The organism is [Actinomadura] parvosata subsp. kistnae, assembly GCF_900323885.1.
Lineage (GTDB): Bacteria > Actinomycetota > Actinomycetes > Streptosporangiales > Streptosporangiaceae > Nonomuraea > Nonomuraea composti.
This window is the reverse complement of the sequence record NZ_OOHJ01000023.1, coordinates 183,199-193,636: the sequence shown is the minus strand read 5'-3', so window position 1 is coordinate 193,636 and position 10,438 is coordinate 183,199. Positions and strand designations below refer to the sequence as shown.

Sequence of the window (10,438 nt, the reverse complement as noted above, 5' to 3'; positions counted from 1 at the left end):
GGTGACGCGACGGCAGGAGTCTCCTGGCTCCCGGATCCGCGCTCACCCCGGCCTTCCCACCCGTCGCCGGGCAGTGGCCTGCGGTGGGGCTCGCTCCCCGGTCACAGTGGCGGGACCGCGCCGGTTTCACACCGGCTTCCTCCCTTGCCGTCGCCTACGAGGAGACTACGGCAAGACCGGCCTCCACCAGAACTGGCGTTACCATCCTCTTCGTGTCCATAGCCGACTTTTCCGGACGGACCCGTCCTGACGCCTGTCCGGGCGCGCTACAGGTACACGAGGCCGCCGACGGCCCGCTGGCCCGCGTCCGCCTGCCCGGCGGAGCCGCGTCCCGCGCCCAGCTCCACACGCTCGCCGACTGCGCCGAGAAATTCGGCTCCGGCGTCCTCGAACTCACCTCACGAGCGAACCTCCAGGTCCGCGGCCTCCACTCCCCCACCGCCTTCGCCGACCACCTCGCAACGGCGGGCCTGCTCCCATCCCCCGCACACGAACGCGTCCGCAACATCATCGCCTCCCCCCTGAGCGGCCGGCGCACCGGCGGATCACTGGACCCCACCCCCCTGGTCCACGCCCTCGACCAGGCCCTGTGCTCCCGGCCTCGGCTGGCGGGGCTGCCTGGGCGATTCCTGTTCGCGGTGGACGACGGCACGGGCGACGTGGCGGGGCTCGGGGCGGACGTGACGTACGTGGCAAACCATGCTGCCGCCACGCCGCGCCCCACGCACTTCCATGAAGCGCCGACCATCCCACCTTGGGACAACGCACCCTCCAGCGCCGCACTCCGGGACGCACGCTCGGGCGAGGCGCACGCACGCTTCGGAACGGCGCACGCGAGCGGACGCTCCGGCGGAGCGCACACGGACGCACGCTCCGGCGCACACGCTGACGGACGCTCCGGTGCGCACGCTGACGGACGCTCTGGCGCGACGCGCGCGGGCGAGGCGCACGCCGGCGGACACTCCACCGAGATGCACATGGACGCACCGTCCGGCGACGCGCACGCGAACTTGCCCTCCGGTGACATGCACACGGGCGAAGGCTCCGGCGGCAGGCACACCGGCAGACGCTCCGCCGAAGCGCACGTGGACGCACGCTCCGGCGACGCGCATGCGGACGGGAGCTCCGGCGACGCGCACGCGGACGGGAGCTCCGGCGGCGGGCACGCCAGCGGACGCTCCGCCGACCCGCACGCCGACGCGCCCTCCGGTGACGCACAGGGGGACGGTCGCTCCGGCGGGGGACGGTTGCTCCTGGCGGGCTGCGACACAGGGCTGACCTGCGGGCCCGAGGCCGCCGTGCCACTGATGATCGCCGCTGCGGAGGCGTTCCTCGACGAACGTCCGGACGACGCCCCGCTCGCCTGGCGCATCCAGGAGCTCGAGAACGGCCCGGCCCGCATCACCGCCCGCCTGACCACCAACCCAGACGTTCGCGCGCTGACGAGCGGACCGATCACCGGACCAACGATCCAGCACCCGACCAACGATCCGGCCATCGGACCGGCGATCCAGGCAGCGACCAACGACTCCGCCCACGGACTGCGAAGGGCTGGGCGGGTGGTGCAGCGGGATGGGCGGGTGGCGTTGGAGGTGCTGGTGCCGCTCGGGAGGCTGACGCCCGCTCAACTCCGGGTTCTCGCCGACAGCGGTCCCGCCGTGCGGTTCACTCCGTGGCGGACCGCCGTGTTGCTCGACCTCTCCCCCGCCGAGGCGGACCGTGCGGAGCGGGCGCTCGCGGACGCGGGACTCGTCACCGATCCGGCCTCGCCCTGGGCGGGGGTCACCGCGTGCACCGGCCGTCCCGGCTGCGGGAAGGCGCTGGCGGACGTGCAGGCGGACGCGCGGCGCTGGGTGGAGGGCCTGGACCGCGCCCCCGAGACGCCCGTCCACTGGGCCGGTTGCGAACGGCGCTGCGGCCTACCACGCGGCCGGGTCGTCGAGGTGATCGCCACCGGCGACGGCTACCGCCGGCAGCCCCAGTGAGGCCCGCCGCCGACGGTCGGCTCCCGTCAACCCGCACGATATCGGCGAGGGACCCAGCCAACGACCAGTGCCCACCTGCACGACCAGCGCAACTTGCATGGCCTGCACGACCTACCGGCCTACACGACCAAGCGGTTGCGCTACCTGTACGACCAGCAGGCCTGCATGACCAAGCGGTTGCGCTACCTGTGCGACCAGCCGGCCTGCACTACCAGTCACACAACGTGCGCGACCAGCGCGACCCACCGACCGGCACTACCAAGCCGCACAACGTGTGCGACCAGCGCGACCTACCGACCTGCACGACCAGCCGATCAACACGATCAGCCGACCTGCACTACCTGCACGATCAGCCGCACAATCAGCCGCACAACCTGCGCAACCTGCCGACCTGTCGACCTGCGCGGCCAGCGCGGCCGTCGGCGGTCGAGTGCGAGCGGCGGCGGTCGGGCGCGAGCGGCGGTGCCGATGACGGCCGTCGCCACCGCTCGGCGGCGGCTTCAAGCGAGGCGACCGTGATGACACAGCCACCGGAAAAGAGCACCCGTGACCGACTACATCCGTGACGGCGCCGAGATCTACCGGCGTTCGTTCGCGACCATCCGCGCCGAGACCGACCTCACCGGCCTGCCGCCCGAGGTGGCTCAGGTGGCGGTGCGGATGATTCACGCCTGCGGCATGACCGACCTCGTTCGCGACCTGGCCTGGTCGCCGGGGGTGGTGGTGCGGGCGCGGGAGGCGTTGCGGGCGGGCGCGCCCGTGCTGTGTGACGCCATGATGGTCGCCTCCGGCGTGACCAGGCGCCGGCTGCCCGCCGGGAACGAGGTGCTGTGCACGCTGCCGGACCCGCGCGTGCCGGAGCTGGCGGAGCGGCTGGGGACCACGCGCAGTGCCGCCGCGCTGGAGTTGTGGCGGGACCGGCTCGACGGCGCGGTCGTGGCGATCGGGAACGCGCCGACCGCGTTGTTCCGGCTGCTGGAGCTGGTGGCGGAGGGTGCGGGACGGCCGGCGGCGGTGCTGGGCGTGCCGGTGGGGTTCATCGGCGCGGCGGAGTCCAAGCAGGCGCTGGCCGCCAGCGACCTGGAACACCTGGTGGTGCACGGCCGTCGCGGCGGCAGTGCGATGACGGCGGCGGCGGTCAACGCCATCGCGGACGAGACGGAATGAGGACGATGAAGGGACGCCTGTACGGGGTCGGCCTGGGCCCCGGTGACCCGGAGCTGGTCACGGTGAAGACGGCCAGGCTGATCGGCGAGGCCGACGTGATCGCGTATCACGCCGCCAGGCACGGCCGCAGCATCGCCCGTTCGATCGCGTTGCCGTACATGAGCGGGGACCAGATCGAGGAGCTGCTGCTGTACCCGCTGACGACGGAGACCACCGACCATCCCGGCGGCTACCAGGGCGCGCTCGACGACTTCTACGCCGACTGCGCGGAACGGCTGGCCGCGCACCTGGACGCCGGGCGCACCGTGGTGGTGCTGGCCGAGGGCGATCCGCTGTTCTACGGCTCGTACATGCACATGCACAAGCGGCTCGCGCACCGCTACGAGACCGAGGTGGTGCCGGGCGTGACGTCCGTCAGCGCCGCGTCCGCCGTGCTCGGCCGGCCGCTGGTGGAGCGGGACGAGGTGCTGACCGTGCTGCCCGGCACACTGCCGGCCGAGGTGCTGGCGGAGCGGCTGCGGGAGACGGACTCGGCGGCGGTGCTCAAGCTAGGCCGCACGTTCGGGAAGGTACGCGACGCGCTGGCAGAGGCCGGGCGGCTGGACGACGCCTGGTACGTCGAGCGCGCCACGATGGGGGCCGAGCGGGTCGCGCCGTTGAAGGACGTGGATGCCGACGGCGTGCCGTACTTCTCGCTGGCGTTGCTCACCAGCCCTGCCGAGCGCGCGTTCCAAATGCCCGAAGCGGTGGCGGCCGATGCCTCACGCGAGAAGCCGCCTGGCGTGGTGCCGGGGCCGGTCCGGGGTGACACCCCGGGGCCGGTGCGGGGTGACACGCCGGGGCCGGTGCGGGGTGACACGCCGGGGCTGGTACGGGCTGAGGTGCCTGGCGCGGCGCACGGCGAAGGGCCGGGGGAAGTGCTCGTGGTGGGGCTGGGGCCGGCCGGGCGGTCGTGGTTGACGCCCGAAGCCCAGGGGGCGCTGGCCGCCGCCACCGACATCGTCGGGTACGGCCCGTACGTGGACCGGGTGCCGCCGAACCCGCGTCAGCGCCGCCACCGTACCGACAACCGGGTGGAGGCCAAGCGTGCCAGGCACGCGCTGGAGCTGGCCCGCGACGGCGCCCGGGTGGCGGTGGTGTCGTCGGGGGACCCCGGGGTGTTCGCCATGGCGAGCGCGATCATGGAGGCGGCGGAGGACTTCCCCGACGTGCCGGTGCGGATCGTGCCCGGGCTGACGGCCGCGCAGGCGGTGGCCAGCCGGGTCGGGGCGCCGCTGGGGCACGACTACTGCGTGGTGTCGCTGTCCGACCTGCTCAAGCCGTGGGAGGTGGTGGCCGGGCGGCTGACGGCGGCGGCGCGGGCGGATCTCGTGCTGGCGCTGTACAACCCGGCGTCGCGCAGCCGGACGTGGCAGCTCGCGGCGGCCCGTGACCTGCTCCTGGAGCACCGGGACGCGGCCACGCCGGTGGTGATCGGGCGGAACGTGGGGGGTGATGAGGAGAGCGTGACCGTCACGACGCTGGGTGAGCTGGATCCGGGGCAGGTGGACATGCGCTGCCTGCTGATCGTCGGCTCCTCCACGACGCGGGTCACCGATCGCGGGCTGGTCTACACGCCTCGCCGTTATCCGTGAGTCAGGTCTGGGTCGCCGCCCAGGTCGCCGCCTCCGCCACGGTGTCCACGAGGTGGACGCCGGGTGGGAGGGGCGGGCGATTCACCATGATGACGGGCAGGTCGAGCTCGCGGGCGGCCGTGAGCTTGGCGGCGGTCAGGGTGCCGCCGCTGTCCTTGGTGACCAGCACGGTGAGCGCGTGCTCGCGGATGAGGGCGCGCTCGCCTTCGACGGTGTACGGGCCCCGGTCGAGCAGGACGTGCACGTTGGGCGGGACGGGCGGCTCCGGCGGGTCCACGGACCGGGCCAGCAGCCACACCCCGAGGAGGCCGGTGAAAAGGGGGAGGCTGCGGCGGCCCGTCGTGAGGAACACCCTCGCGCCGGGCCGGAGCAGCGCGGCGGCGGCTTGGAGGGAGTCCACCCGCTGCCAGGTGTCGCCCGCGCTCTCCTGCCAGCCGGGCCGGCGCAGGACCAGAAGCGGCACGCCGGTGGCGGCCGAGGCGGCGGCGGCCGACGCGGTCATGCGCTGGGCGAACGGGTGCGTGGCGTCCACGAGCGCGTCGATGTGCTCGTCGGTCAGGTAGGCGGCCAGCCCGTCCGGGCCGCCGAAGCCGCCCTCGCGCACCTCGCCCACGGGCAGGCGCGGGTTGTTCACCCGTCCGGCCAGCGACGACACGACGTGCAGGCCGGGAAGGGCGGTCAGCTCGGCGGCGAGCGCACGCGCCTCGGCCGTGCCCCCAAGGATCAGGACCCGCCGCACGCCGACTCCCAGCCGCGCACCGGCTCTCGGCCGCACGCCAGCTTCAGGCCACACGCCAGCTTCAGGCCGCACGTCAACTCCCGGCCACGCGCCGGATCCCAGTCGTACGGCATCCGCATCCCGCGCCCCCGTGCCGAGCCCCGCGCCAGGTTCCGCCCGTACGGCATCAGGATCCCCCGAGCGCCCGGTCGCGGGCCGCGCTGTAGAGGTGGCTGTCGGGGAAGTGGGTGGCGGACAGGACGCGGCCGACGACGATGACGGCCGTGCGGCGGATGCCGGCCGCGTGGACCTGGTCCGCGATGTCCGCCAGCGTCCCGCGCAGGACGATCTCGTCGGCCCTGCTGGCCCGGGCGACGACGGCGGCGGGGCAGTCGGCGCCGTACGAGGGCAGCAGCTCGGCGACGACCTGGTCGATGCGTTGCACGGCCAGGTGCAGCACCATCGTGGCTTGGCTCGCCCCCAGCGTGGCCAGGTCCTCGCCCTCCGGCATGGGGGTGGCCCGGGCGGAGGTGCGGGTGAGGATGACGGTCTGGCCGACGCCGGGCACGGTCAGCTCCCTGCCGAGCGCGGCGGCCGCCGCGGCGAACGCCGGCACGCCCGGCACCACCTCGTACGGCACGCCGAGCGTGTCGAGCCGCCGCATCTGCTCGGCGACGGCGCTGAAGACGGACGGGTCGCCGGAGTGCAGCCGGGCGACGTCATGCCCGGCGCGGTGGGCGGCGACCAGCTCGGCGATGATCTCGTCGAGGTTCAGGTCGGCGGTGTCGACGAGCCTGGTGCCGGGCGGGCAGGAGTCGAGCAGTTCGCGGGGTACGAGCGAGCCCGCGTACAGGCACACGGGGGCCGTCTGCAGCCGGCGCAGCCCGCGCAGGGTGATCAGGTCGGCGGCGCCGGGGCCGGCACCGATGAAGTACACGGTCACGTGTCGTCCTTCCTGGTCAGGGACCAGATGGTCACCGGCATGGCGGGCCGCCATCCGGTGAAGCCGCCCACCGGGGAGGCTCGTTGCACGGCCAGGCGTACGAGGTCGCCGCCGAGCCGCCCGTACCACTGGCCGATGAGGGCTTCGGATTCGAGGGTGACGGCGTTCACGACGAGCCTGCCGCCGGGGCGCAGGTGCGACCAGCAGCGTTCCAGGAGGCCGGGGGCGGTGACGCCGCCGCCGACGAACACGGCGTCGGGCGCGGGCAGCCCGTCCAGCGCGGCCGGGGCCGTGCCTTCGACGACGCGCAGGGACGGGACGCCGAGGCGGGCGGCGTTGCGGCGGATGGCGGCGGCGCGGTCGGGCCTGCTCTCGACGGCGACGGCGGCACACGTGGGGTGGCTGCGCATCCATTCGACGGCGATGCTGCCGGCGCCGGCGCCGACGTCCCACAGCAGCTCGCCGGGGAGCGGGGCGAGCCGTGACAGGGTGACCGCGCGGACCTCGCGCTTGGTGAGCTGCCCGTCATGCTCGTACGCGGTGTCGGGCAGCCCCGGCACCAGGGCCATGGGCTCGGTGTCCGGGCCGGCGACGCACTCGACGGCGATCACGTGCAGCGGGGACGCGGCGGGCCCGGCCCAGGTGCCGGCGGTGCCGTGCTGGATCGTCTCGGTCGCCGCGCCCAGGTCCGACAGCACCGTCATGGCGCTCGGGCCGTACCCGTGGGCGGTCAGCAGGGCGGCGACCTGGGACGGAGTGCCGGGCCCGGCCCCCAGCACGACGATGCGGCGGCCGGGCAGCGCGGCGGCGTTGAGCGTCTCGGGCGGGCGGCCGACGAGGCTGACGGTCTCGACCTGCTCGACCGGCCAGCCGAGGCGGGCGCAGGCGAACGACAGCGACGACACGTGCGGCAGCACCCGGACGCCCGCCGCGCCCACGAGTCGGACCAGGGTGGAGCCGATGCCGTAGAACATGGGGTCGCCGCTGGCCAGCACGCACACCTCGCGCCCCGCGTGCCGCTCGATGAGGCCGGGCAGCGCCGGGAGCAGCGGGGACGGCCACGCCACCCGCTCCGCCCGTACGGACGCGGGCAGGAGATCCAGGTGGCGAGGGCCGCCCATGACGACCTCGGCGGACTCCAGGGCGCGCCGCGCCGCGTCGGGCAGCCCGTCCCAGCCGTCGGCGCCGATGCCGGCGACGGTGATCACACGTTGCCCAGGACGCGGGTCACCCGGATCTCGATGACGACCCGGGCGGGGTTGGGGCGGGGCGGCTTGTACCGGGCCGTGTAGCGGCGCTCGGCGTCGGCCACCTCCTCCGGCTCGGTACGGACGACGGCCCGGCCCTCCAGGGTGGACCAGCGGCGGCCGTCCACCTGGCACAACGCGACGGAGGCGCCGTCGGCGATGAGCCTGGCCTTCGCGGAGGTGCCCGACGTGATCACCCGGGCGACGCCGGCCTCCAGGTCCAGCGTCGCGCCCACCGGCACCACGTGCGGCGGCCCGCCGGGGCGCGCGGTGGACAGCGTGCACAGGTGCCGCTCCTGCCAGAACGCGGCGAACGCGCTGCCCTGCTCGGCCAGGTTCACGATCCTCCTCGGGTGATTCCAGCGAGGCACATCGTATAGGCCCGCATCGACGAGGCGACGGCCCCCGGGGGTCGCTCAACGCCCGTCAGGGGTGGGGCGGTGGTGGACGTACTCCACCACCGTCCCGTCGGGATGCCTGGCGTTGAAGCCCGCCCCCGTAGGCACCTCCTGCAGGGGAAAGACGATCTCCGCCCCTTCGGCCACCAGCCGCTCGTAGTACGGCCGCACGTCGTCCACCAGCAGGGTGCCCACCGTGTCGCGGAACGGCCGCACCGCCTCCGCGTCCCCCGCGATGATCAGGAAGGCCCCCACGGTGGCCAGCTCCAGCGTCGCCGCCGGAAAGGCGAAGCGGGCGTCGGCCCGCACGCCTTGCAACCGCTCGTAGAAGTCGATGCTCCCGTCCAGCTCGTCAGGGCCGACGAAGACCCGGATGAGCACGCGGGGCTCGGTCAGGCCGGAGGAGTCGTTGCGCTCGCGCCACAGTCGATCGGTCATGCCTCCAGCGTGAGGGGGAGGGCACGGGTGCAGGCAGGGGGTGGTTCATGGGATGAGTACGGCTCATAGGATCGCGTTCATGACCGACGACGCGCTGCGCCGCGAGCTGGGCGCGCACCTGCGGGCGGCGCGCGAGCACGTGCGCCCGCAGGACGTCGGGCTGGGCGGCACGGGGCGCCGGCGCACGCCGGGGCTGCGCCGCGAGGAGGTGGCGACGCTGGCGGGGGTGAGCGTCGCCTGGTACACGTGGCTGGAGCAGGGCCGGGCGAGCACGACGCGGCAGGTGCTCGACGCGATCTGCCGGGTGCTGGGCATGGACGCCGACGCGCACCGCCACACGCTGGCGCTGGCGGGGTTCCTGCCGCCCCCGGCGCCGGGCGGGGCGGTGCTGGGCGAGCCGACGCGGGCGCTCCTGGAGAGCTGGACGCGGACGCCGGCCGCCGCCGTGGACGCCCGTTTCGACCTCCTCGGCTGCAATGACGCCTACCGGCGGCTCTGGGGCGATCCGGCGGGCGTGCCGGCCGAGCGGCGCAACCTGCTGATCACGCTGGCCGCCGCCGGCCGGCCGGAGGTGGAGCCGGTGCTGCGCGGCCTGTACGAGCACTTCCGGGCGAGCACCGGTCTTGCCCCGGGCGATCCGCGGGCCGCCGCTGTGGTGGAGCTGCTGCACGAGCAGCGGCCCGAGGCGGCGCACTGGTGGGAGTGCCGGACGGTGCGGGAGTTCGCTCCGGTGACGGCCGGCGGGTTCACCTTCTCCCTGTTGCGTACGGTCGGCGAGGCGGGCGTGTGCATCTTCACGCAGGTCGAGAGCGGGCCGGCCTAGCGGCAGAAGGGCGCGAGGCCCGGCACGGCTAGCGGCAGAAGGGCGCGAGGCCCAGCACGGACTTGACGCCGCCGAGGAGGTGCTGGACGAAGTACTGGTCGCCTGCCATGGGCTCGTCGGTCCACGCCTTGACGTCGTGGCCGAGGGTGGTGAGCCAGGCTTTGCCGCCGTCGTAGTACTGGCACCAGCTCACGGGGTGGTGCTCGCCGTGCCCGGGGTGGCCGAGGTTGCCGCGCACGCCCTGGGCCAGGGTGCTCTCGTCCACTTCGGCGAGCACGCGGACGCGGGTGGGTGCGGGGATGAGGTTGTACCACTCGTCGGTGAAGGCCCAGGTGCGGGGCAGGCCCTGGGTGGAGGCGTCGCGGCGGTTCACGGTGACGACGGTGCCGGGCTGGTTGGCGCCGTGGTCGTAGAAGTTGGCGTTGCCGAGCAGCCCTTCGTACCAGGGCCAGTTGTACTCGGTGCCGAAGGCGTTGTGCACGCCGATGAAGCCGCCGCCGGCGCGGACGTACTGGCGCAGCGCGGTCTGGGCGGCGTCGTCGAGGGCGTCGCGGGTGGTGCTGAGGAACATGACGGCGTTGTAGTTCAGCAGGCGGCCGGCCGAGGAGAGCTGGGTGACGTCCTCGGTGTAGTCGACGGTGAAGCCGTTCTCCTGGCCGAGCTTGATCATGGCTTTGACGGCGACGTTGTCGGCGTTGAGCGGCGGGTTCAGGCCGGGGCCGAGCGGGGTGCCGAGGTGGGCGTGGCGGGGGCCGGCGGTGCGGCTGTAGACGAGCAGCTTGTAGCCCTTGGCCGGGTCGAAGTTGCCCCAGTCGTGGTAGCAGCGGGGGTCGGTGCCGCGGCAGACGCCGTAGTCGGGGTCGCCGAGGTCGCGCGCCGGTTCCGGGGAGGCGGCGGAGCCGGGTGCGGTGGCGGTGAGCAGCAGGAGCGCTGCCCCGGCCGCGGCGGCGATGGAGAGTTTGCTGCGCATGGGCACCTCGCATGACGATCCACCAGATGGATCAACTGGTCCACTCGGGGGCTTGAGCGTAACTGCGGATCTTTCCGCCGACAAGCTCTTGCCTTCACCGCCGGACCGGACTTAT

General features: G+C 74.1%; 10 protein-coding genes and 1 riboswitch. Of the genes, 4 read left to right on the top strand and 6 right to left on the bottom strand.

The features are described 5' to 3' along the window. Position 1: 1 nt before the first annotated feature. A riboswitch (cobalamin riboswitch) is annotated at positions 2-192 on the bottom strand. A gap of 20 nt (positions 193-212) precedes the next feature. The 3 genes from KIS93_RS63960 (at position 213) to cobJ (ending at position 4,786) form a co-directional block, all read left to right on the top strand. After that, positions 213-1,985, top strand: a complete 1,773-nt coding sequence (locus tag KIS93_RS63960) for a hypothetical protein (protein WP_080037429.1) — start codon at positions 213-215, stop codon at positions 1,983-1,985. A 546-nt stretch (positions 1,986-2,531) separates the two neighbouring features. Further along, positions 2,532-3,152, top strand: a complete 621-nt coding sequence (locus KIS93_RS52355; RefSeq protein WP_080037428.1) for a precorrin-8X methylmutase — start codon at positions 2,532-2,534, stop codon at positions 3,150-3,152. Positions 3,153-3,157: 5 nt separating this feature from the next. Further along, positions 3,158-4,786 carry a precorrin-3B C(17)-methyltransferase gene (cobJ, locus tag KIS93_RS52350; protein WP_080037427.1) on the top strand — a complete coding sequence of 543 codons (1,629 nt, stop codon included), beginning with the start codon at positions 3,158-3,160 and terminating at the stop codon, positions 4,784-4,786. A 1-nt stretch (position 4,787) separates the two neighbouring features. On the opposite strand, the gene KIS93_RS52345 is transcribed toward cobJ, so the two are convergent. The 5 genes from KIS93_RS52345 to KIS93_RS52325 form a co-directional block, all read right to left on the bottom strand. Beyond that, positions 4,788-5,525, bottom strand: coding sequence for a cobalt-precorrin-6A reductase (locus KIS93_RS52345; RefSeq protein ID WP_080037426.1), 738 nt, complete (start codon positions 5,523-5,525; stop codon positions 4,788-4,790). Positions 5,526-5,691: 166 nt separating this feature from the next. After that, entirely contained in the window at positions 5,692-6,447 is a 756-nt protein-coding gene (gene cobM / locus KIS93_RS52340) for a precorrin-4 C(11)-methyltransferase (protein ID WP_080037424.1), read from the bottom strand. Then, positions 6,444-7,655, bottom strand: a complete 1,212-nt coding sequence (gene cbiE / locus KIS93_RS52335) for a precorrin-6y C5,15-methyltransferase (decarboxylating) subunit CbiE (protein WP_186404953.1) — start codon at positions 7,653-7,655, stop codon at positions 6,444-6,446. The genes cobM and cbiE overlap by 4 nt, the downstream gene beginning before the upstream one ends. Continuing rightward, positions 7,652-8,035 (bottom strand): pyridoxamine 5'-phosphate oxidase family protein, encoded by a 384-nt coding sequence (locus KIS93_RS52330; RefSeq protein WP_080037423.1) that lies wholly within the window; start codon positions 8,033-8,035, stop codon positions 7,652-7,654. Before KIS93_RS52330 ends, cbiE begins: the two co-directional genes overlap by 4 nt. 75 nt (positions 8,036-8,110) lie before the next feature. Further along, positions 8,111-8,530: a VOC family protein gene (locus tag KIS93_RS52325; protein ID WP_080037422.1), complete on the bottom strand. Its 420-nt coding sequence runs from the start codon at positions 8,528-8,530 to the stop codon at positions 8,111-8,113. A gap of 79 nt (positions 8,531-8,609) precedes the next feature. On the opposite strand from KIS93_RS52325, the gene KIS93_RS52320 reads away from it, so the two are divergent. After that, positions 8,610-9,353: a helix-turn-helix domain-containing protein gene (locus tag KIS93_RS52320; protein WP_186404952.1), complete on the top strand. Its 744-nt coding sequence runs from the start codon at positions 8,610-8,612 to the stop codon at positions 9,351-9,353. A gap of 28 nt (positions 9,354-9,381) precedes the next feature. On the opposite strand, the gene KIS93_RS52315 is transcribed toward KIS93_RS52320, so the two are convergent. Then, positions 9,382-10,323: a ThuA domain-containing protein gene (locus KIS93_RS52315; protein WP_080037420.1), complete on the bottom strand. Its 942-nt coding sequence runs from the start codon at positions 10,321-10,323 to the stop codon at positions 9,382-9,384. Between the last annotated feature and the right edge of the window lie 115 nt (positions 10,324-10,438).